Origin of the sequence: Cellulomonas fimi, assembly GCF_028527925.1 — a bacterium.
In the GTDB taxonomy this organism is placed as follows: Bacteria; Actinomycetota; Actinomycetes; order Actinomycetales; family Cellulomonadaceae; genus Cellulomonas; species Cellulomonas fimi_C.
The window spans coordinates 1-22,219 of sequence record NZ_JAPESW010000056.1; the positions used below are offsets into that span (position 1 = coordinate 1).

Sequence of the window (22,219 nt, forward strand, 5' to 3'; positions counted from 1 at the left end):
GGGTGCGAGGGGCTCGGTAGAGTCGGCGGGTGATCGATCTGCGGCTCCTGCGGGAGGAACCCGAGCTCGTCCGGACCAGCCAGCGGCTCCGTGGCGACGACCCGTCCCTCGTCGACCAGGTCCTCGACGCCGACTCCCGCCGCCGCGCCGCGCTCACCGAGTTCGAGACGCTGCGCGCGGAGCAGAAGGCGCACGGCAAGAAGGTCGCGTCGGCTCAGGGCGACGAGAAGCAGGCGCTGCTCGCGCACGGCAAGACGATCGCGGAGAAGGTCAAGGGCCTGCAGGCGGAGGCCGACGAGGCCGAGCGGCGTGCCACGGACCTGGCCCGGCGGATCGGCAACGTCGTCGAGGACGGCGTGCCCGGCGGCGGCGAGGACGACTACGTCGTGCTCGAGCACGTCGGGACGCCGCGCGACTTCGCCGCCGAGTACGGCGACGACTTCCAGGTTCGCGACCACCTGGCGCTGGGCGAGGGGCTCGCGGCGATCGACACCGAGCGCGGCGCGAAGGTCTCGGGTGCGCGCTTCTACTACCTGACGGGCATCGGGGCGCGGCTCGAGCTCGCCCTGCTCAACGCGGCCGTCGACCGCGCGCTCGCGGTCGGGTTCACGCCCGTCATCACGCCGACGCTCGTCAAGCCCGAGGTCATGGCCGGCACCGGCTTCCTCGGCGCGCACGCGGACGAGATCTACCACCTCCCCGCGGACGACCTGTACCTCGTCGGGACGTCGGAGGTCGCGCTCGCGGGCTACCACAGCGGCGAGATCCTCGACCTGACGGGCGGCCCGAAGCGGTACGCCGGGTGGAGCGCGTGCTACCGGCGCGAGGCCGGGTCGTACGGCAAGGACACGCGCGGCATCATCCGCGTGCACCAGTTCCACAAGGTCGAGGCGTTCTCGTACACGACGGTCGAGGACGCGGCCGACGAGCACCGCCGGATCCTCGGCTGGGAGAAGGCGATGCTGGACCTCGTCGAGCTGCCGTACCGCGTGATCGACACGGCCGCGGGCGACCTGGGCAGCAGCGCGGCGCGCAAGTTCGACTGCGAGGCGTGGCTGCCGAGCCAGCAGCGGTGGCTCGAGCTCACGTCGACGTCCAACTGCACGACGTACCAGGCCCGCCGCCTGGGCGTGCGCGAGCGCACCGCGGACGGCACGGTCCGCCCGGCGGCGACGCTCAACGGCACGCTCGCGACGACGCGCTGGATCGTCGCGATCCTCGAGAACCACCAGCAGGCCGACGGCTCGGTGCGCGTCCCCGAGGCGCTGCGCCCGTACCTCGGCGGCCTCGAGGTCCTGGAGCCCGTGCGATGAGCCGCTGCACCCTGGTCGCCCTGGACGTCGACGGCACCCTCATGTCCTACGACGGCGTCATCTCCGCCGACGTGCGCGACGCCATCGCGGCGGTGCGGGAGGCCGGGGTGCACGTCGTGCTCGCGACGGGCCGCGGAGCGCACTCCGCCGTGCCGGTCGCGCGGGACCTGGGGCTCACCGAGGGCTGGGTCGTGTGCTCGAACGGCGCGGTGACCGCGCGCATCGACGGCACCGACGACGGGTTCGAGATCACGAAGTCCGTGACGTTCGACCCCGGCCCGGCGCTGCGGACGATCGCGATGGAGCTGCCCGACGCGCTGTTCGCGGTCGAGGACCTCGGCGTCGGCTTCAAGGTGTCCGCGGACTTCCCGGCGGGTGAGCTCTCCGGGCGCGTGCGGGTCGTGCCGTTCGACGAGCTCGCGTCGACGCCCGCGACGCGCGTCGTCATCCGCGCGCCCGAGGCGAGCCCCGAGGAGTTCCACGCGCTCGTCGAGCGCGTCGGCCTGCACGAGGTCGAGTACGCCGTCGGGTGGTCCGCGTGGCTCGACCTCACGCCCGGGGGCGTGTCGAAGGCCAGCGCGCTCGAGGAGATCCGGCAGCACGAGGGCGTCGAGCCGTTCGCGACGGTCGCGGTGGGGGACGGGTCGAACGACGTGCAGATGCTGCGGTGGGCGGCGCGCGGTGTGGCGATGGGGCACGCGTCCGACGTCGTGCGTGCCGCGGCCGACGAGGTCACCGGGACGATCGAGGACGACGGCGCCGTCGCGGTCCTGCGCAGCCTCGTCGACTGACGCGAGCACGCCCGCGCGCGTCGTCGCAGGTGCCGCGGGCAACGGCGACGACCGGCTGACACGTGTGCGTTGCCCAATTGTGACCGTTCTGTCCCCGTGCGCCGGTTGCGAAACCCTTGCGCAACGACTTGCATCGCTGGGGAGGGCGCGACGGGGTGGAGTCGCGCCGTCCGGACCATGACGACGTGGAGGTCTCATGAACGGCTTGCGCAAGCGCCGCGGTTACACCGCGGCAGCGGCGGCGGGGGCGGGTCTCGTGCTCGTGCTCACCGCCTGTTCCGGCAGCGACGACGACGGAGGCAGCGGCGACGGCGCCTCGTCGACGACGGACTGCACGGCGTACGAGGACTACGGCGACCTGTCGGGGAAGACGATCAGCGTCTACACCTCGATCGTGGACCCGGAGTCGCAGCAGCAGATCGACTCCTACGCCCCGTTCGAGGAGTGCACGGGCGCGACGATCGAGTACGAGGGGTCGCGCGAGTTCGAGGCGCAGCTCCCGGTGCGCCTGCAGGCCGGCAACCCGCCGGACATCGCGTACATCCCGCAGCCCGGCTTCCTGAAGTCGATCGTCGAGCAGTACCCCGAGGTCGTCGTGCCGGCCCCGCAGGCCGTCATCGACAACGCGAACGAGTACTACACCGAGGGCTGGGTCAACTACGGCACGGTCGACGGCACGCTCTACGCGACGCCGCTCGGCGCGAACGTGAAGTCGTTCGTCTGGTACTCGCCGTCGGCGTTCGAGGAGAACGGCTACGAGATCCCCACCACGTGGGACGACCTCATCGCGCTGACCGACCAGATCCGTGAGGACTACCCCGACGTGCAGCCGTGGTGCGCGGGCATCGAGTCCGGCGACGCGACCGGCTGGCCGGCGACCGACTGGCTCGAGGACGTCGTCCTGCGGACCGCGGGCGCGGACGTCTACGACCAGTGGGTCAACCACGAGATCCCGTTCAACGACCCGCAGATCCTCGAGGCTCTCGGGACCGTCGGCTCGATCCTCAAGGACTCCGAGCGCGTCAACGGCGGCTGGGGCGACGTGACGTCCATCGCGACGACCCCGTGGAACGAGGCCGCGCAGCCGATCCCGGACGGCGCCTGCTTCCTGCACCGTGCGGCGAACTTCTACCAGGCCAACTGGGACGAGAGCCTCACGGTCGCCGAGGACGGCGACGTGTACGCCTTCTACCTCCCGGGCGCGACCGAGGACGACAAGCCGCTGCTCGGTGGCGGTGAGTTCGTGACCGCGTTCGCCGACCGTCCCGAGGTCGCGGCGTTCCAGGCCTACCTGTCGAGCCCCGAGTGGGCGAACAAGAAGGCCGAGGTCACCGGCCAGGGCTGGCTGTCCGCCAACAACGGCCTCGACCCGGAGCTCCTGCAGTCGCCGATCGACAAGCTGTCGTTCGACCTGCTGACCGACGACTCGTACACCTTCCGGTTCGACGGGTCCGACCAGATGCCCGGTGCCGTCGGCGCCGACGCGTTCTGGAAGCAGATGACGGCGTGGATCGCGGAGGACCAGTCCGACGAGGAGACGCTCGACAACATCGAGGCGGCCTGGCCGCAGTGACGCCTCGACCGGTGTGACACCGACGTGGTGGGGGTCCGTCCGCGGGCCCCCACCACGGCCGTCGCACCGGCGGTCCCCTGCGCGCACGGCTCGCGCGCGAGATCGAGGGCAGCGGGCAGCTCGTCGCGTTCGTCGCCAACCCGTCGAAGCCCGACGTCGCCCACCTGCGCGACGCGGTGCTGCGGCTGTGCGCGGAGCAGGAGCTGCCCGAGCCGCTCTGGCTGGAGACGACGATCGAGGACCCCGGCGTGGGCCAGACGCGTGCGGCGGTCGAGCGGGGCGCGGACGTCGTCGTCGCGATCGGCGGCGACGGGACCGTCCGGGCGGTCGCGGAGGCGCTCGTCGGGACGGGCGTGCCGATGGGGCTCATGCCGCTGGGGACGGGCAACCTGCTGGCGCGCAACCTCGACATCCCGCTGTCCGACCCGCTCGCGGCGATGCGCGTCGCCGTGGAGGGCCGCGACCGCACGATCGACGTCGGGTGGCTGCGCGTCCAGCGCTGGGAGTCCGACGTGCACGACGACGTGGCGGAGGCGGCGGACGACCTCCCGGACGACTCCGACGCGCCGCGCGACCACATCTTCCTCGTCATCGCGGGCGTCGGGTTCGATGCGGCGATGGTCGCCGACGCCGACGAGCAGCTCAAGGCGCGCGTCGGCTGGATCGCCTACTTCGTCGCGGGCATGAAGCACCTGCACGGCCGCCGCTCGCGCGTGCACGTGCGGCTCGACGACCAGCCGGTGACCACGACCCGCCTGCGCAGCCTGCTCATCGGCAACTGCGGGAAGCTGCCGGGCGGCATCACGCTGCTGCCCGACGCGGAGCTCGACGACGGCTGGCTCGACGTGGCCGCGATCGACACGCGCGCGGGCATCGCGGGCTGGGCGCAGCTGTTCGGCGAGGTCGTGCTGCAGGGCGTCGGGGTGCGGAACGACCTGCCGGCCAAGATCGGCCGGATCGACCACACGCGCGCGCAGGAGGTGCGGCTCGTCGTCCCGGGCGGCGACCACGTGCAGGTCGACGGCGACGTCGTGGGACGGGTCACGGAGCTGACCGCGCGCATCGACCCGGGCGCCCTCGTCGTGCGTGTCCCGACGCGCTGACCGCGCGCGGACGCGGCGGCCGGTGAACGCCGGGGAGCGCTCGGATGAGCGTTGCTCCGGGGTGGTGAAGAATGCCCGACTCCTCCGCCGATGTCCGATCCCGGCGTTACCGTGGAGTGTCGTCGACGCAGACGGCCCGCGCCCGACCGACGAGGAGCCCGGTGACCACCGACAGCCGCCCCGAACCGCCCGCGGGGTCGCCCCACCGGACGGCGCCCACACCCGTGGTCCCCCCGCCCACCGCCGCACGGGCGCACGGCGAGTCCGTCCCCGCGACCCCTGTCACCGCAGACCACCCGCACCACCCGCACCACCACCGCGCGGCGCTCGCGTCGGTCGCGGTCGCGACGCTGGGCGCACTCGCGGCCGTCGCGCTCGCGGTCGCCCAGCCCGGGCCGACGGCGGGGCGGGACGGCGGCGACCAGGCGGCCGTGCGGGTCGACGACAGCTCCATCGCCACCCCCGCGTTCGCGCTGGTGACGCACGCGTGGTCCGACGACGACGCCGACGGGCTGCGCGGCGGGACCGAGGCGCCGCTCGCGGGTGTCGTCGTCCGGCTGGAGACCGCCGACGCGCAGCCGGCGCGCCACGTCGACGGCAGCGTCGTGCAGGCCGCGACCACCGGTCCGGACGGCACGGTGGTCTTCGACGACGTCGCGGCCGACGTCTACCGCGTCCGCTGGCTCCTGCCCGCGGGCTACGCGCTGACGACGGCCGTCGCCGAGCGGGGCCGGGCGCTCGCCGACTCCGACGCGGAGCCGGTCGACGCCGACCGCGCGGAGGGGTTGTCCGGGCCGGTCTCGCTGACCGAGGGGGCAGGGCTCGACCTGCCCGACCCCGTCGACGGCGTGACGGCCGACCGGGTGCTGCGCGGCGTCGACGTCGGCGCGACCCCGCTGGCCGAGGTGCTGGGCGTCACCCTCGGCTGAGCCGGGTCAGGTCGCGGAGCCCTCGCGCACAGCCCGCAGCCACTCGCGCGCACCGACGAAGTCCGCGTCCGCGGTGCCGACGTGCACGGTGGGCGCGACGGCGTCGGCCCGCGGGTACGAGCCGAGGAACCGCACGTGCGGGCAGCGGCGGTGCAGTCCCATGATCGCCTCGCCGACGCGCTCGTCGGTGATGTGCCCCTCGGCGTCGATCGAGAACGAGTACCGGCCGAGCGCGTCGCCGATGGGCCGCGACTCGATGCGCGACAGGTTCACGCCGCGCACCGCGAACTGCTCGAGCATCGCGAGCAGCGCACCCGCCTCGTTGTCGGGCAGGTGCACGACGAGCGTCGTCTTGTCGGCCCCGGTCGGCGGGGGCACGTGCCCGGGGTGCCCGACGACGACGAACCGCGTCACCGCGCTCGGGTTGTCGGCGACGTGCTCCGCGAGCGGCACCAGCCCGTACGTCTCGACCGCGGCGGGCGGCACGAGCGCGGCGTCGAACCCGAGGTCCGCGGGCTCGCCGTCGGCGGCGCGGCGCGCGAGCAGCGCGGCCGGCGCGGTGTTGGACGTCGCGGGGACGTGCACGACGCCCGGCAGGTGGTGCGCGAGCCAGCGGCGGCACTGCACCCACGCGTGCGGGTGCGCCGAGATGCGCCGCACGTCGGCGAGCGCGACGCCCGGCGCACCCGCGAGCGTGAACTGCACCGGCACGAGCACCTCGCGCAGCAGCACGAGCGGCGCGCCGCCGGCCAGGCTGTCGAGCGTCGCGGTGACGCCGCCCTCGACGGTGCTCTCGATCGCGACGACCGCGAAGTCCGCGGCGCCGGACCGGACCGCCTCGATCGCGGCGCCGACGTCGGTCTGCGGGAGGAACTCCGCCTCGTCGGGCGTGACGACCTGCCGCAGCGCGGCCTCGGTGAACGTGCCCGCGGGCCCGAGGTACGCGTACCGGGGGCGCGGGCCCGGCGCCCGGCTCGACGCCCCGGGCGCGGCCGCTCCTGCCTCGGACATCACAGCTCCTCCTCAGGCGTTCCACGCGGCGTCGACCCCACCCGCCGGGGTCGAGGGTAGTGCGCCCGTAGGCTTGACCGGTGCCGACCTCCGCCCGCCCGCGCGCCCTGCGTCACCGCGTGCGTGCGCTCGCCGGCACGCTGCTCGCCGCCGCGACCGTGCTGCTCACCGCCCCGACGGCGAGCGCAGCCGCCCCCGCCCCGACCGCCGACGACGTGCCCACCGCGCCGATCGTCCTCGTCGGCGTGACCGGCCTGCGCTGGGACGACGTCACGACGCTCACGACGCCGACGCTGTGGGACCTCTCGCGCGACGGGTCGATCGGCCTCGTCGCCGCCCGGTCCGTCGCGTCGCGCTCGTGCCCCGCGGACGGCTGGCTCGCGGTCTCGTCGGGCGAGCGCGCCGCCGACCTGCCCGCCGACGACCGCACGTGCCGCACGCTGCGCGACCCGGGCGAGGACGGCGCGGTGCCCGGGTGGGACGACTACGAGACGTCGGCCGACGCCGAGTCCTACGGCGCGCGCCCCGGGCTGCTCGGCGACCTGCTCGCGGACTCCGGCACGCCCGCCACCGGCATCGGTCCCGGCGCCGCGATCGCGCTCGCCGACAGCGACGGGCTGCCCGTGGGCACGCACCTCGCCCGCCCCGGCAGCACGACGGCCCTGACGCGCAGCGTCCGTGACGCACTCGCCACGTCGCAGCTCGTCGTCGTCGACGCGGGGGTGCTGCGCGACCCCGGCTACGCGACGGCCGCTCGCGGCTCCTCGACGACGCCCGACGAGGAGCTCGGCGACGAGCTCCCCGGCATCGCCGACCCGACCGACCCCGAGCTCCCGACGCCCGGCGCGATCGTCGAGCCCACCCGGTCGGCGCAGGCGCAGACGCTCGACGACCGGATCGGCGCGGTCCTGCGCGCCACCGAGCGCTCGGGGGCGACGGTCCTCGTCGTGTCGCTCGCCGACTCGAGCCGCGCGACCCTCCAGCTCGCCGCCGCCCTCGGCACCGCCCCCGACGGGGACGAGTACGCGCGCAACCTGCTCACGTCGGGCGCGACGCGGCAGCCCGGGCTGGTCCAGACGGTCGACGTCACGCCGACGCTGCTCGCCGCGCTCGACCTCGACGACGACGCGCCGGCGCTCGCGGGCGCCACGATCCTGCCGACCGCCGGCCCGGTGACCGCGTCCGGGCGCATGGCCGTGCTGCTCGACGTGCAGCAGCAGGCGCAGTGGGTCACGCGCGTCAGCGGCGGGTTCTCGACACGCATGGTGCTCGCGCAGGCCGTGCTGTTCGTCGCCGCGGCGATCATCCTCACGCGTAAGGGCCGCTCCGACCGGCGCCCGCTGCGGCCCGCGCTGCACGCGCTGAAGATCGCGTCGCTCGCGCTCGCCGCCGCGCCCGTCACCGCGTTCCTCACGGGCCTGGTCCCGTGGTGGCGTGCCGCCGACCCGCGCATGGCGTTCTGGTGGACGGTCCTCGCCTGGATCGCGCTCATCACGGCGCTTGCGCTCGTCGGTCCGTGGCGGCGCTCGGTGCTCGGGCCCGCGGGCTTCGTCGCCGCCGTGACCGTCGGCGTGCTCGTCGTGGACGCGTGCACCGGCTCGCACCTCGTCATCGACACCCCGATGGGCGCGCACCGGCTGCTCGCGGCGCGGTTCTACGGCATGAGCAACCAGGCGTTCGCGCTGCTCACCGCCGCGGGCCTGCTGGTCGCCGTCGCGATCGCCGACCCGCTCGTGCGCCGCGGCCGACGCGTCCTCGCGACCGTCCTCGTCGCGGCGCTGGGGCTGCTGCTCGTCGTGGTCGACGGTGCGCCCGGCCTCGGTTCCGACTTCGGCGGCCCGCCCGCGCTCATCCTCGCGTTCGCGCTGCTCGGCATCGTCGTGAGCGGCCGGCGCGTGCACTGGAAGACGCTCGCGATCATCCTCGCCGTCGGCGCGCTCGTCGTCGGCGGGTTCGCGGTGCTGGACTGGATGCGCCCGCCCGCCGACCGCACGCACCTGGGCCGGTTCTTCGCGACCGTCCTCGACGGCGGCCTGTGGGACGTCGTCTACCGCAAGCTGTCCGTGAACCTGCGCGTGCTCACCAACTGGCGCTACCTCGTGCTCGCGGTGTTCGGCATCGCGCTCACGTGGATCGTCCTCGCGGGAGACCGGCCCCGGCGCGGTGCCCTCATGGGTCCGCGCAGCCCGCTCGCCGGGCTCCAGGCCGCCGTGCCGCTCCTGCGGCCCGCGGTGCTCGCGATCGGCGCCGGGCTGGGCGTCGGGTTCCTCATCAACGACTCCGGCATCGTCGTCCCCGCGACCGGCATCGCGGTCGCGGTGCCGTGCCTCGTCGCCGCGGCCGCGCAGTGGCGGCTGGAGAACCCGGAGCCCACGGCCGTCGCCGTCGACGACCGGTCGCCGACGGGTGCCGTCGTCGGCGACGGGACGGCGAGCGCGACGGGCGCGGTCAGCGGTGCGTCTGCGGCGGACGCTGACGCGGTGCGACCGTCTGCTTCACCGACGCCGCCGCCCCCCGCACCCGGCGCGCGCTGACCGCGAGCTGCACGTCGCGGTACTGGGCCGCCCGGTGCAGCTGGCCCTTGAGGTCGCTGCCCGACGGCCGGTGCCGCAGCTCGCACGGCACCTCGACGACCCGGAACCCCTGCCGCAGCAGGTCGATCGTCATGCCCGTCTCGACGCCCCACCCGCGCGCGAGCGGGGTCGCGGCCTCGAACGCCTCGCGCGTGAGGCAGCGCATGCCGGACAGGGGCTGCGTGGGCGTCCACCCCGTCATCGACGCGATGGCACGACGCGCGGCGCCGACGACGATGCCGCGACCGCCCGCGCCGGGCTGCGGCGGCAGGAGCGCGATCGACAGGTCGGCGTGCCCCTCCAGGACGGGCGGGACGAGCGGCGCGGTGTTGACGGCGGTCTCGCCGAGGTCGCCGTCGATGAACAGCAGGACGCGCGGCAGACGGTCGGGGGCGTCGCGCATCGCGACGACGGCCGCGCCGGTCTCCATCGCGGCGGCCTTGCCGCGGTTGTGCGAGTGCCGCACGACGACCGCACCGGCCTCGCGCGCGACGTGCTGCGTGTTGTCCTCGGAGCCGTCGTCGACGACGAGCACGAGGTCGACGTGCGGGATGGCGCGCGCGGAGCGGACGGTCGCGGCGATGCGCCGGGACTCGTCCTTCGCCGGGATGATCACGGCGACCCGCTGCCGGTGCCGGTGCGGCTTCGGCTCGCGGGCGTCCGGGGCGGTCTCACGGGCGGCGTCACGACGGGCGTCGCGGCCCCCGCGCCGCTGACGGCCACCCGTGGCGGGGGCCTCGGGGTGCGCGTCGGACGTCACGGCGGGCGCGTGGGCGCCTGCCTCGACCGGTGTCGTCGCCGCGCCGGCCGGCGTCGTGCCGGGCGTGGTCGCACCGTCGGGCGTCGTGCCGGCCGGCGCGATCGCCGCGTCCGACGTCGTGGTGGCGGGCTTCCGGCTGCGCGTGCGCGCGGGCGCGGTCGCGGCGGCCGTCGAGGCGTCGGTCGAGCCGGCCTCCGGCTGGTCGTCGGCGGCCTTCCCGCCCTTGCGCGTCACGGGCGTCAGCCTAGCGAGCCGGACGTGGACCGCCCGCCCTGAGCCGCAGGCCGGGACGCCGACGGCACCCGTCCGGCGGGCGGCGTCGGCGTCCGGCGTGCGGGCGCGGCGGGGGTCAGCGGAGGGTCACCTGGCGGGCGACGAGACCCGCGCGGGCGCGCCGCTCGTTCGCGTCGAGCGGCTCGGTCGACGCGAGGGCCTCGGCGAACGACGGCGCGAACGCGGCGAGCGGCGCCTCCACGTCCTCGGCCTCCGACCCGCGCGCGAGCTCCCACACGGGGACGACGATCCCGCTGGACCGGAAGTACCCGACGAACTTGCCGCCGTCGAAGCCCGAGGCACGGCGCGCGTGCAGGCGGGCGAGCGCGTCGAGGACGACCTGCTCGTCGTGCGGCTGCGCCCAGCGGAGGAACTCGCGGGCGCCCATGCGGCACCAGTAGGCGGACTCGGCGGCGGCGAGCTTGCGGGTGTCGATGATGCCCGCGTCGGCCTCCTCCATCGCCGCGACGAGGTCGGGCGTGCGCTCGGTGTCGGGCGCGAGCCAGTAGGAGAACGAGTCGTGGACGGTGACCTCGAACGGCACGGACAGGTCGAGCACGTCCTGCAGGCGCGGGCCGGGGCCGGGCAGGCCGACCGTCTCGACCGCGGTGCCGGGCTCGACCTCGAGCGCCTCGAGCAGCGAGGCGGCGAGGTCGCGGCTGGCGTCGCCCGACGAGCCGACCGTCTGGAGCGCGAGCAGCACGACGCCGTCGGCGCGGTGCAGCGCGGGCCACGCGGTCGGCAGGACGGTCGTGACGAGCACGTCGCGCGCGCCGTGCTCCTGCGTGGTGCGGGCGGTCGCGGTCGCCGCGGGGACGAGCTCCTTGAGCGCGACCCAGTCGGGCTCACCGGGCAGCCCCTCGAACGGACGCAGCACGAAGTCGGGCGTGTTCCTGGCCATGCCCCGAGGCTACCGGGAGCGACGGCACGTGCCCGACGGCTCCCGCGCGCCGGTACGGTCGTCGGGGTGTGACGGACCTGCCACGGCCGGTCCACGGACCGGGACGACCGGGGGCTGCGGGCTCCGGGGTCATGCGGAAGGATCGACGCATGGACCCGCGCGCCGGAACCCCTGCCCAGCCGTCCGACCTCGTCGACCTCGACGCCCTCCTCGGGGCGTACGTCGATCGTGAGCCCGACCTCGACGACCCCGCCCAGCGCGTGGTGTTCGGGACCAGCGGGCACCGGGGGTCCGCCCTGGACTCCGCGTTCAACGAGGCGCACATCGTGGCGATCACCGCGGCGATCGTCGAGTACCGCCGCGGGCAGGGCACCGACGGGCCCCTGTTCATCGGCCGTGACACGCACGGGCTGTCCGAGCCCGCGTTCCGGTCCGCGCTCGAGGTGCTCGCCGCGGCCGGCGTCGAGGTCCGCGTCGACGCGCGCGACTCGTGGACGCCGACGCCCGCCGTCTCGCACGCGATCCTCAGCTACAACGGCGCCGGCTCCTCCGAGGGCGTGCGCACCGCAGGCCCCGGGCTGGCCGACGGCATCGTCGTGACCCCGTCGCACAACCCGCCGCGCGACGGCGGCTTCAAGTACAACCCGCCGGACGGCGGCCCCGCCGGGTCGCAGGCGACCGCGTGGATCGCCGACCGCGCGAACGCGATCCTCGCGTCGGGCTGGCGGTCCGTGCCGCGCGTGAGCTACGAGCAGGCGATCGCCGCCGACACGACGCGCAAGCACGACTACCTGTCCGCGTACGTCGACGACCTCGCCAACGTGCTCGACCTCGAGGCGATCCGGACGTCGGGCGTGCGGATCGGCGCCGACCCGCTGGGCGGCGCGTCCGTCGAGTACTGGGGCGCGATCGGCGAGCGCTACGGCCTCGACCTCACCGTCGTGAACCCCGAGGTCGACCCGCGCTGGTCGTTCATGACGCTCGACTGGGACGGCAAGATCCGTATGGACTGCTCGTCGCCGTACGCGATGGCGTCGCTGGTCCAGCGCATGGCCGGCGGCGAGGCGCCGTTCGACGTCGCGACCGGCAACGACGCGGACTCCGACCGGCACGGGATCGTCACGCCCGACGCCGGCCTCATGAACCCCAACCACTACATCGCCGTGATGATCCACTACCTGTACGGCGGCGCGCGCCCGGGCTGGCCGACGGACACGGCGATCGGCAAGACGCTCGTGTCGTCGAGCCTGATCGACCGCGTCGCCGCGCGGCTCGGCCGCCGCTTGCTCGAGGTGCCCGTCGGGTTCAAGTGGTTCGTGCCGGGCCTGGTCGACGGGTCCGTCGGGTTCGGCGGCGAGGAGTCCGCGGGCGCGTCGTTCCTCCGCACGGACGGCACGGTCTGGACCACCGACAAGGACGGCATCCTGCCCGCGCTGCTCGCCTCGGAGATCATCGCGACGACCGGGAAGTCGCCGTCGCAGATCCACGCCGAGCTCGTCGGCGAGTTCGGGCAGTCCTGGTACGCGCGCGTCGACGCCGCTGCGACCCGCGAGGAGAAGAAGACGCTCGCCGCGCTCGACGCCTCGCAGGTCACCGCCACGACCCTCGCGGGCGAGCCGATCACCGCGCGCCTCACGCACGCGCCCGGCAACGACGCGGCCATCGGCGGTCTCAAGGTCACGACCGAGAACGCGTGGTTCGCCGCGCGGCCGTCGGGCACGGAGGACGTCTACAAGATCTACGCCGAGTCGTTCGTCTCGGAGGCCCATCTCCAGCAGGTCCAGGACGAGGCCAAGCAGGTCGTCTCCCAGGCCCTGGGCAGCTGACCCGACCGACGCCCGCCGGCCACGCCGGACGACCCGGGTCCGGGTACCGCTGACGCCCTTCGTCCGGTACCCAGGCCCGGGTCGCCGTCTGTGGGTGGCGCGTGGTCGACTCGGCAGGCGGGCGGCGACGGGCGCCCGCCGCGAGACCCAGCGAGAGGACCCACCATGGCGCACCTGCTGTTCTTCGACTTCCCGACCGACGGGCCCGTCGGTGACGAGGCCGTCACCGCGTTCGGCGAGCTCGCCGCGGACATCGCCGCCGAGGACGGGCTGCTCTGGAAGGTCTGGACCGAGGACGCCGAGGCCGGGACCGCGGGCGGCGCCTACCTCTTCACGGACCGCGCGTCGGCCGAGCGCTACCTCGCGAAGCACACCGCCCGGCTCGCGGGCTTCGGCATCACCGACGTCACGACCTTCTCCCGGCCCGTGAACGCGGGCCTGTCCGCGATCACGCACGCTCCCGTCCCGGACTGACGCGGACCGAGCGCGCACACGGACGGGCCGCGCACCTGGTTGCGAGGTGCGCGGCCCGTCGTGCGGAGCGGCGTCGGGGCGCGACGCCGCCCGCTGCACGCACCCCCGACCCGACGCGGTCGGGAGGTGCGTGCGGGGGTGGCCGCCGGACCGTGCCTCCGGCGGCCCGAGGTCGGCCGCCGACGCACTCCGGCGGCCGTTCAGGCGACCCGTCAGGCGGCGGTGCGGCCGAGGCCCCGGAAGGACCAGCCGGCCTGGCGCCAGCGCTGCGGGTCGAGCTTGCCGCGCGCGTCGATGACGTTCGCGTGCTGCGTCAGGGCGGCGAGCTTCGCCGGCTCGGCGCCGACGAACTCGTCCCACTCGGTGAGGACGAGGACGACGTCCGCACCCTCGACGGCCTCCTCGGCGGAGGTCGCGTAGCCGAGCGTCGGGAAGGACGCGCGGGCGGTGTCGCCGGCCTCGGGGTCGTACACGGTGACCTGGGCACCACGCAGGTGCAGGGCCGCGGCGACGTTGAGGGCGGGCGAGTCGCGCACGTCGTCGGTGTGCGGCTTGAAGGCCGCCCCGAGGACACCGACGCGACGGTTGAGGACGGAGCCGCCGCACGCCTCGATCGCGAGGTCGACGACGCGGCCACGCTGGCCCATGTTGATCTCGTCGACCTGCTGGAGCAGGGCCGACGCCTGGTGCGCACCGAGCTCGTTGGCGCGGTGCATGAGGGCGCGGATGTCCTTGGGCAGGCAGCCGCCACCGAAGCCGAGACCGGCGTCGAGGAACTGGCGGCCGATGCGGACGTCGTGGCCGAGGGCGTCGGCGAGGACGGTCACGTCGGCGTCGGCGGCCTCGCACACGGAGGCGATCGCGTTGATGAACGAGATCTTGGTCGCGAGGAACGCGTTGGCGCTCACCTTGACGAGCTCCGCGGTGGGCAGGTCGCACACGACGACCGGCGAGCCCTCGGCGATGGGCGTCGCGTAGACGCGGCGCAGCACGGCCTCCGAGTCGGCGGTGGTGCCGCCCATGACGATGCGGTCGGGGTGCAGCGTGTCCTGCACGGCCTTGCCCTCGCGGAGGAACTCGGGGTTCCAGACCAGCTCGACGCGGACGTCCTCGCGGGCCTTCTCCGCGACGAGCTCGCGGAGACGGGCGCCGGTGCCGACGGGCACGGTGGACTTGCCGACGATGAGCGCGTCGTGCGTGAGGTTCGCCGCGATGGCCGTCGTGGCGGCCTCGACGAAGGACAGGTTCGCGGCGTGGCTCGTCTTGGTCTGCGGCGTGCCGACGCACACGAAGTGCACGTCCGCGAAGGCCACGGCCTCGGCGACGTCGGAGGTGAAGCGCAGGCGGCCGGTGGCGAGCTGCTCCTCGAGGAGCTCGGGCAGCCCGGGCTCGTAGAAGGGCACCTTGCCGGCCTGCAGCGCGGCGACCTTGGCGGGGTCGACGTCGTAGCCGACGACCTCCATGCCGAGCGCGGCCATCGACACGGCGTGCGTGGCGCCGAGGTAGCCGGTGCCGAGCACCGAGATGCGGGGGGCGGGGGCGTCGGCGTCGAACACGCGGCGCGGGAAGAGGTCGACGACGCTCAGGTCGTCGGTGTGCTGCTCGGACATGTCGTTTCTCCTCGAACGGCGGGGGTTGGCGGTGGGCGACGCGGGCGTCATGACGCACCGCCCGGGAGGGCGAAGCCGACGGCGGGGTCGTGCAGACCCTCGACGAAGGCGGCGAGCGAGTCGGCGCGCGACTCGACGCGCCAGTCGTTGGTGATGCGCTCGCCCTGGCTGATGGTGGTGACGGCGTGGTTGAACCAGGCGAACCCGATGACGTCGGCGTTCTCCGGCTCGGCGAGCGCGTCGAACAGGTCGGTGACCCACGCGGCCTTCTGGCCGCCGCTCTCGGACGCCCCGATCTCCGCGAGGAAGATCGGCTTGTCCGTGATGGCACGGAGCTGGTCCAGCGACTTGTCGAAGGTCCACGCGAAGGTCGGCGTCTGGCCGTCGCGGTACGGCGGCCGGAAGTAGCCGGACAGGCCGACCCAGTCGACGTAGGCGTCACCCGGGTAGAGCGACGTCGTGTAGGCGAGCGACTGGTTCGCGGCGGGCAGGTTGTTGACGATGTTCGGCGCCCACACCCACAGCACGTACTGGTTCGCACCGGCGGCCTCGAACACGTCGTGCACGTGACGCCACATGGCCACGTACTCGCCGGGGCTGTTGCCGTTGACGGACGCGCCGCCGGAGCCCTGCTCGTTCCACGGGTACCAGGACGCGTTCATCTCGTGGTCGAGACGGATCGCGACCGGCAGCCCGAGGGCCGTGACGTCGGCGGCGTACTGCCGCAGGTAGTCGTCGTAGCGGCCGTTGATGATCTCCTTGAGGGACCACTCCGGCTCCTCGACCACGTCGTTGGCCGTGGACAGGTTCCGCGACTCCCACGTGAGCATGGGCATGGCGCCCTTGGCCCACGAGCGGGTCACGGCGTCGGCGCGGAAGGTCCCGTCCCAGCCCTGGAAGTAGCCGACGATGTTCGGCTGCGTCCCGATCTGGGCGGCGACGGCGTCCTGCTCGGCCCAGCTGAACGGGGCCTGCGGGGTGTAGAGGCCGAACTGGCGGGCCGTCGGCTGCCGCAGCGCGGCGAGCGACGGGGCCGTGGGCTTGACCTCGGGGGCGGGACCGGAGGACGACGGCGTGGCCGCGGCGGCACGGGCCCGGGCGAGCGCGGCCTCGGCCTGCTCGGCACGGTCGCGCGCCTTGCCACGCTCGGCGGCGGCCTTCTTCTCGGACGCGGCCTTGGCGGCGGACGCGGCCTTCGCCGCGGCCTGCTCCTCGGCGGCCTTCTGCTGCGCGGCGGCGTCGGCCGCGGCCTTCTCCTCGGCGGCCTTCGCCTTGCCACGCTCGGCGGCGGCCGACCGCTCGGAGGCGGCCTTGCGCTGCGAGCGCTCGAGGTCGAGGACCTCCTGCTCACGCGCCTCGAGCGAGTTGCGCAGCTTCTCGTTCTCGGCCTGGAGCCGGAGCTCCTGCGCCGAGGCGCGGGTGGGGACGACGCCGTCGACGGACGGCGACAGCCAGACGCCGACGGTGACGGCGATGAGGGCGAGCGCGATCGCGGCCGCGGTCAGCCGCTTGCGGGGGGACGGTCGGATGGCCCGGGTCCACCAGCCGTGGGCGGTGTGCTCAGACATAGACGAGTGCCTCCAGGGCGAAGATCAGGACGGCGGCCACGTAGGGGATGCCGGCCAGCGGGTTGAGACGGCGACGACGACGCGGCGCGGAGGCCGGTGCGGCGGCCGCGGTGGCGCGGCGCACGCGGGTCGGTGCCTCGGTCAGGACGGTGCCGTCGGCGGAGCGCTGGCTCGGGACGACGCCGTCGGGGGCGCGGTCGACGAGGTCGACGGGCCCCTGCGGGGCGTTCTCGAGCTCCTCCATGAGGTCGCCCCCGGCGTAGGCGCCGGCGCGGGTGCCCCAGCCGGACGCGTGCGCCATGCGCAGGAACCCGAGCAGACGGACGGGCATGAGGAAGAACGTCGAGACGATGATGAAGATCGGCAGCCGCAGGAAGTCGGACGGCTTCTCGTGCAGGTGGCGGATCTGGCGGATCGCCATGGACAGCACGGACGACACGATCATCGTGGCGACGACCCAGACCCAGCCCTCGAGCCCGGTGTAGGTCTCGAGGATCGCCTGGTAGAGGTTCACGCCCGTGCCGGACACCGCGCGGTAGACCCAGCCCGCGATCGTCCCGACCAGCAGGAACGGCAGGACGATGTCCATCACGAAGAAGATCGCCAGGACGGGGGCGTGGCCCATCATCCAGGGCAGCATCCGCAGGGTGTTGTACTGGCTGCCGCGGGCCCAGCGGAGCTGCTGCTTGAAGAGCTTCTTCACCTGCAGCGGGGCGTCCGTGTAGACGAGGCTCGTGTACTGGTACACGCACTTGTAGCCGGCCTTGAGCGTCAGGTTGGTCAGCGTGCGGTCGTCGGAGACCTCGAGGAAGACGCCCATGAACTTCTGGTGCATGAAGTCGTCCATGACGTCGATGAGGATGTGCCGGCGGAACGCGATGGTGCGTCCGGGGAGGCAGCCGACCTGGCCGAGCGCGGACTGCGCGGGCATCGAGTAGAGCGCGCGGGTGTTCTCGAGCCAGTCGGCCCAGCGGGTGATCCAGGACCGCTCGGGGTCGAGGATGCGCTGCCGCGTCGTGACGCCGCCGACGTTGGCGTCGGCGAACGGCTTGACGAGCTCGGGGAGCGTGCCGTCGGTCCAGACGGTGTCGGAGTCGACGAGCACGGTGATCTCGCCGCGCGACATCTCGGTGCCGATCTTGACGGCGTTGCGCTTGCCCGGGATCGGGGTGTGCACCCAGCGGACGAGCGGCGCGAACTGCTCGCTGACGCGCTCGAGGCCCGGGTTGGGCTTGCCGTTGATGACGACGATGACCTCGTCGGGCTGCTGCGCGACGATCCGCGCGAGCACGTCGTGGAAGAGGTCGAGCGGCTCGTCGACCACCGGGACGACGACGGACGTGGTGCCGTGGAACTCGCCGGTGTACGGCTTGTAGCGGCGCGAGAGCAGCACCTTGAGCAGCCACAACGCCCAGATCAATGTGGAGAAGACAGCGAAGAGATAGAACTCCGACTGCCCTTCCAGCATATGGCGCAGCTGAAGGACGAAAACAAACATGTGAATGGCCCACCCGACACGGAGATGGCGTATTTTCTGACTCGCTGTCCGGCGTCGTCGGCGATCCAGCATGGACGTCGCGGTCGGATCCTCGATGGGCTCCGCCGCGCGTCGATGATCCGCGTGCAGGGTCGTGACCTGCGGGCGGACGTGCGCAACCGCCCCCTGACACTGGAGGCGCACGGTCCGGCACCAGTCGCGGGGGCATGGCCGGTGACCCCGTCTGGCGAACTCGGTAAATCGAACCTACCAGGCGGTAACAGGGCATTGAGACGGACAAGCGTCCAAAAGTGACTGCGCTCACCGGAAGCGCTTCCCCCTTGTCCGGGGATGTCCAGTTTGCCCAGGGCAACTTCACGCAAATTTTACAAAGTTGCCCGGTGCAACCTCAGTCACACGGGACGGTGCAGCAGGTCCTGGTAGTCGGGATGGCGGGCCACCCACGCCTTGACGTACGGGCACAGCGCCACGACGTCACGGTGGCTCTCGCGGACCGCGTCCAGCGCCTCGCGCACGAGCGTCGCGGCGACGCCCTGCCCCTCCGCGCGCGGGTCCACCTCGGTGTGCGTGAACACGACCGTCCGGCCGACCACGTCGTACACCGCGAACCCCAGCAGCTCGCCCGCCGCGTCGCGGGCCTCGAACCGGTGCGCCTCCGGCGCGTCGCTGACCAGCACGTCCGTCATGCACCGATGGTGCGCTACCGGGGGCGCCAGGACCAGCCCTCGGCCGACGTCCGTGCGCGGTGCGAGACTGACGGCATGCTCCAGCCCTACCGCGAGATCCTGTCGCGCCCGGGTGCCCTCGCCTTCTCCGTCGCGGGGATGGTCGCGCGCCTCCAGATGTCGATGATCGGCATCGGCATCGTCCTCATGATCTCCGCGCTGTACGACTCCTACGGGCTCGCCGGCCGCGTCTCCGCGGTCTACGTCGTCGCGCAGGCCCTCTGCTCACCGCAGCTCGCGCGCCTCGTCGACCGGCACGGGCAGGCCCGCGTCATGCGTCCCGCCGTCGCCGTCGCGTCGGTCGGGCTCGTCACGCTCGTCGTCGCGGCCCGCGCCGACAGCAACCCGTGGCTCCTCTACGTCGCCGCCGCCGTCACGGGCGCCGCGGTCGGGTCGTTCGGCTCGCTCGTGCGCGCCCGCTGGTCCGGCGTGCTCGGCGGCGACCCGCGACCCATGCACACCGCGTACGCGCTCGAGTCGACCATCGACGAGTTCGTCTTCATCGTCGGGCCGGTCCTCGCCACGGTCCTCGCGACCGGCGTCGACCCCGCCGCGGGCCTCGTCGTGCCGCTCGTCGCGCTGATCGTCGGCGGCTACTGGTTCCTCGCGCTGCGCGCCACCGAGCCCGCGCCGACCGTCGCCGCGGGCGGCGAGCGCGTGCGCGGCTCCGTCCTCGCGAACCCGGGCATGGTGGTCCTCGCGCTCGTGTTCGTCGCGATGGGTGCGATCTTCGGCGCGACCGACGTGTCGACCGTCGCGTTCGCCGAGGAGTCCGGGAACACGGGCGTCGCGGGCGTGATCCTCGCCGTGTTCGCGTTCGGGTCGCTCATCGCCGGTCTGCTCTACGGCACACGGCACTGGGTGCGGCCGCTGCACCAGCGGTTCGCGATCGGCGTCGTCGTGCTCGCCGTCGGGGTGTCGTTCTTCGTCGTCGCGACCAACCTCGTCGTGCTCGCCGCCGTCATGTTCGTCACGGGCTTCGCGATCGCGCCGACGCTCATCAACGGCAACGCGCTCGTCCAGCAGCTCGTGCCGCCCGCGCGGCTCACCGAGGGCCTCACCTGGGTCGGCACGTCGCTCGGCGTCGGGGTCTCGTTCGGGTCGTCGATCGCGGGTGCGCGCATCGACGCCGACGGGTCGCACGGCGGGTTCCTCGTCGTCATCGTGTCCGCCGTGCTCGCGCTGGTCGCGACCCTCGCCGCGTACCGCACGCTGCGCCCGCGTCCCGACGCGAAGCCGGGTGACGAGCGCGTCGCACGCGCCGTCGAGGACGAGTCGCCGTCGGCCACCGCCGGGGCCGCCGTCGCGGCGTGCGAGGTCGCGGACTGCGTCGACCCGCGCAGCGCGGTGCCGTAGCAGCGGGGCGCGACGGACGGCGACGTCGGCAGCGCCGTCCAGCGCCCCACCCCGCCCCGGCCGACCGGCGTCCCCGAGGACGGGTGAGCGCACGGACGCGGACCGTCCGGCCTCGCGCTGGCCACGCCGACCACGCGGCGACTTTCGACACCGCGGGCGCGGCGATTCTCGACACCGCGGGCGCGGCGATTTTCGACACCACGACGAGCCGTACGGCCCTCCCTCGGCGCGGCGCCCCCGCAGTAGCGTGCGCGTCGTGACCCTCGCCGACGAGACACCTGCCACCACCCCGGACACCGACGTGCCCGTCGACGCGTTGCGCGCCGTGCTCGCACCGCTCGGGACGCTCGCCGGGGTCGAGCGGCTCACGGGCGGGATGTTCGCGACGAGCTACCGCGTCACGCTCGACGACGGCACGCGCGTCATCGTCAAGACGGCACCCACCGCGACCGACGCGCTGCTCACGTACGAGCACGACCTGGTGCGGTCGGAGGCGCACGTCTACCGGCTCGCCGAGCAGCACCCGTCGCTGCTCATGCCGCGCGTGCTGCTCACCGACTTCACGCGCACGCACGTGCCGTCGGACGCGCTCGTCGTCAGCCACCTGCCGGGCGTGCCGCTGGTCGACGCGGGCTTCGGCACCGCCGACGACGACCCGCGCACGGCCCGCGCGGAGCACGAGCTCGGCGCGTACATGGCCCGGCTGCACACCGCCGGTCTGCCCGCGCCCGACGGCGGCTTCGGCTACCCGAACCCGGCGGCCGGGCTCAACGCGCCGACGTGGCGCGCGACGTTCACGGCGATGGTCGAGGCCGTCCTCACCGACGCGCCGCGCTGGGGCGTCGAGCTGCCCGCCGACGAGGTGCGCGCCGCGCTGCACCGCCACGGTGACGTGCTCGACGACGTCACCGCGCCGACTCTCGTGCACACCGACCTGTGGGCGGGGAACCTGTTCGTCGACCCGGCGACGGGCGGGATCGTCGGCGTCATCGACCCCGAGCGCGCGTTCTGGGGCGACCCGCTGCACGAGCTCGTCGGCGCCGACTGCCACAACGTGGGACCGGTGAACCCGCGCGTGCTCGCGGGCTACGCGAGCGTCGTGCCCGGCGGCATCGACGTCACGAGCCCGTCGGCGCAGACGCGGCTCGCGCTGTACCGGACCTTCCTCACGCTGATCCTCACGACCGAGATCGTCCCGCGGTCGTTCGCGGGCGACTGGCTGCCCGGGTACCGCACGACCCTCGCCGCGGCCCTGCGCACGCTCCTCGACTCGCTCGCGTAGGTCGGTGCCGGGCGCAGGGCCCCGCCGGCCCGGGGACGCTCGTCGACTCGCTCGCGTGGTCACCCCGGGCCGGGCCTCGGCCGCTACTTGATGACGCGCACCTCCTGCGGCCAGCCGCACCCCTCGGCGACCCGGCCGGCCCACATCTTGGCCGTCTCCAGGTCCGGCACGTCGATGACCGTGATGCCGCCCAGGTACTCGGTGGTCTCGGTGTAGGGGCCGTCGGTGATCTGGACGGTCCCGCTCGTCGCGTCGGCGGTGAACGCGTCGGCCAGGTCCTCCTCGAGCCCGCCGGCGAAGACGAGCACGCCGGCCGCCTCCATGTCGCGGACGACCGCGTTGCTCGGCTCGACGCGGCTCTGGAACCACTCGGCGGTGTGGTCACCGACCCAGTTCTGCTGGAAGTAGATGGCGTACTGCGTCATGGTCGCTCCTCGTGTGCCGGCCGCGCGGTGCGGCGTGTCACCACTGTGACGGACGAGCCCCGCCGGATTCGACAGCCCGCCGACGCGGACCCGTCCCCCAGCCGGGGCGACTTCGTCCCGGAGGTGCGACATGGATGTCGCGCTCTGCGCGCGAAGTCGCGCCGACGGGTCAGGTCAGGGCGGGCGACGGCCGGAGGTGCGCGGGGTTCGGCGTGGGTCAGGGGGTGG

18 protein-coding genes are annotated in these 22,219 nt (G+C 74.0%); 10 read left to right on the forward strand and 8 right to left on the reverse strand.

Going from position 1 to position 22,219, the window contains the following annotated elements; all coding sequences use genetic code 11:
- Window positions 1–29: 29 nt before the first annotated feature.
- The 5 genes from serS to OMK64_RS17695 all read left to right on the forward strand — a co-directional run bounded on the left by serS (window position 30) and on the right by OMK64_RS17695 (window position 5,709).
- On the forward strand, window positions 30–1,313 hold the full coding sequence (serS, locus tag OMK64_RS17675) for a serine--tRNA ligase (protein ID WP_272729675.1): 1,284 nt from the start codon (window positions 30–32) through the stop codon (window positions 1,311–1,313).
- Entirely contained in the window at window positions 1,310–2,104 is a 795-nt protein-coding gene (locus tag OMK64_RS17680) for an HAD family hydrolase (protein ID WP_272729676.1), read from the forward strand. The genes serS and OMK64_RS17680 overlap by 4 nt, the downstream gene beginning before the upstream one ends.
- A 196-nt stretch (window positions 2,105–2,300) precedes the next feature.
- Entirely contained in the window at window positions 2,301–3,677 is a 1,377-nt protein-coding gene (locus OMK64_RS17685) for an ABC transporter substrate-binding protein (RefSeq protein ID WP_272729677.1), read from the forward strand.
- Between the two features lie 176 nt (window positions 3,678–3,853).
- Complete coding sequence (locus OMK64_RS17690; RefSeq protein WP_308201794.1) at window positions 3,854–4,780, forward strand: diacylglycerol/lipid kinase family protein; 927 nt, start codon at window positions 3,854–3,856, stop codon at window positions 4,778–4,780.
- 161 nt (window positions 4,781–4,941) lie between these two features.
- A complete protein-coding gene (locus tag OMK64_RS17695; protein ID WP_272729678.1) occupies window positions 4,942–5,709 on the forward strand; it encodes an SdrD B-like domain-containing protein in 768 nt (255 codons plus the stop codon).
- 6 nt (window positions 5,710–5,715) lie between these two features.
- On the opposite strand, the gene pheA is transcribed toward OMK64_RS17695, so the two are convergent.
- Window positions 5,716–6,720 (reverse strand): prephenate dehydratase, encoded by a 1,005-nt coding sequence (gene pheA, locus OMK64_RS17700; protein ID WP_272729679.1) that lies wholly within the window; start codon window positions 6,718–6,720, stop codon window positions 5,716–5,718.
- Window positions 6,721–6,800: 80 nt separating this feature from the next.
- On the opposite strand from pheA, the gene OMK64_RS17705 reads away from it, so the two are divergent.
- Complete coding sequence (locus tag OMK64_RS17705; RefSeq protein ID WP_272729680.1) at window positions 6,801–9,254, forward strand: hypothetical protein; 2,454 nt, start codon at window positions 6,801–6,803, stop codon at window positions 9,252–9,254.
- Here the strand turns inward: OMK64_RS17705 and OMK64_RS17710 are convergent.
- Both OMK64_RS17710 and OMK64_RS17715 read right to left on the reverse strand, forming a co-directional pair.
- Window positions 9,169–9,909 (reverse strand): glycosyltransferase family 2 protein, encoded by a 741-nt coding sequence (locus OMK64_RS17710; protein ID WP_272729691.1) that lies wholly within the window; start codon window positions 9,907–9,909, stop codon window positions 9,169–9,171. The two genes, OMK64_RS17705 and OMK64_RS17710, sit on opposite strands and share 86 nt — an antisense overlap.
- Window positions 9,910–10,402: 493 nt before the next feature.
- A complete protein-coding gene (locus tag OMK64_RS17715) occupies window positions 10,403–11,227 on the reverse strand; it encodes a DUF5926 family protein (protein WP_272729681.1) in 825 nt (274 codons plus the stop codon).
- 149 nt (window positions 11,228–11,376) lie between these two features.
- Here OMK64_RS17715 and pgm point away from each other — a divergent pair, with 149 nt between their 5' ends.
- Both pgm and OMK64_RS17725 read left to right on the forward strand, forming a co-directional pair.
- Window positions 11,377–13,053: a phosphoglucomutase (alpha-D-glucose-1,6-bisphosphate-dependent) gene (pgm, locus tag OMK64_RS17720; RefSeq protein ID WP_272729682.1), complete on the forward strand. Its 1,677-nt coding sequence runs from the start codon at window positions 11,377–11,379 to the stop codon at window positions 13,051–13,053.
- 165 nt (window positions 13,054–13,218) lie between these two features.
- Window positions 13,219–13,527, forward strand: a complete 309-nt coding sequence (locus tag OMK64_RS17725; protein WP_272729683.1) for a monooxygenase — start codon at window positions 13,219–13,221, stop codon at window positions 13,525–13,527.
- A 212-nt stretch (window positions 13,528–13,739) separates the two neighbouring features.
- Here OMK64_RS17725 and OMK64_RS17730 read toward each other — a convergent pair whose 3' ends face one another.
- The 4 genes from OMK64_RS17730 to OMK64_RS17745 all read right to left on the reverse strand — a co-directional run bounded on the left by OMK64_RS17730 (window position 13,740) and on the right by OMK64_RS17745 (window position 18,889).
- Window positions 13,740–15,137: a UDP-glucose dehydrogenase family protein gene (locus OMK64_RS17730; RefSeq protein WP_272729684.1), complete on the reverse strand. Its 1,398-nt coding sequence runs from the start codon at window positions 15,135–15,137 to the stop codon at window positions 13,740–13,742.
- Window positions 15,138–15,184: 47 nt separating this feature from the next.
- Complete coding sequence (locus tag OMK64_RS17735) at window positions 15,185–16,705, reverse strand: glycoside hydrolase family 26 protein (RefSeq protein WP_272729685.1); 1,521 nt, start codon at window positions 16,703–16,705, stop codon at window positions 15,185–15,187.
- Window positions 16,698–18,203: a glycosyltransferase family 2 protein gene (locus OMK64_RS17740; protein ID WP_272729686.1), complete on the reverse strand. Its 1,506-nt coding sequence runs from the start codon at window positions 18,201–18,203 to the stop codon at window positions 16,698–16,700. The genes OMK64_RS17735 and OMK64_RS17740 overlap by 8 nt, the downstream gene beginning before the upstream one ends.
- Before the next feature lie 392 nt (window positions 18,204–18,595).
- Entirely contained in the window at window positions 18,596–18,889 is a 294-nt protein-coding gene (locus OMK64_RS17745; RefSeq protein ID WP_272729687.1) for a GNAT family N-acetyltransferase, read from the reverse strand.
- Window positions 18,890–18,964: 75 nt separating this feature from the next.
- On the opposite strand from OMK64_RS17745, the gene OMK64_RS17750 reads away from it, so the two are divergent.
- Window positions 18,965–20,284, forward strand: a complete 1,320-nt coding sequence (locus OMK64_RS17750) for an MFS transporter (protein WP_272729688.1) — start codon at window positions 18,965–18,967, stop codon at window positions 20,282–20,284.
- A 256-nt stretch (window positions 20,285–20,540) separates the two neighbouring features.
- Window positions 20,541–21,566, forward strand: a complete 1,026-nt coding sequence (locus OMK64_RS17755) for a phosphotransferase family protein (protein WP_272729689.1) — start codon at window positions 20,541–20,543, stop codon at window positions 21,564–21,566.
- Window positions 21,567–21,649: 83 nt separating this feature from the next.
- Here OMK64_RS17755 and OMK64_RS17760 read toward each other — a convergent pair whose 3' ends face one another.
- Complete coding sequence (locus tag OMK64_RS17760; protein ID WP_272729690.1) at window positions 21,650–21,991, reverse strand: YciI family protein; 342 nt, start codon at window positions 21,989–21,991, stop codon at window positions 21,650–21,652.
- Between the last annotated feature and the right edge of the window lie 228 nt (window positions 21,992–22,219).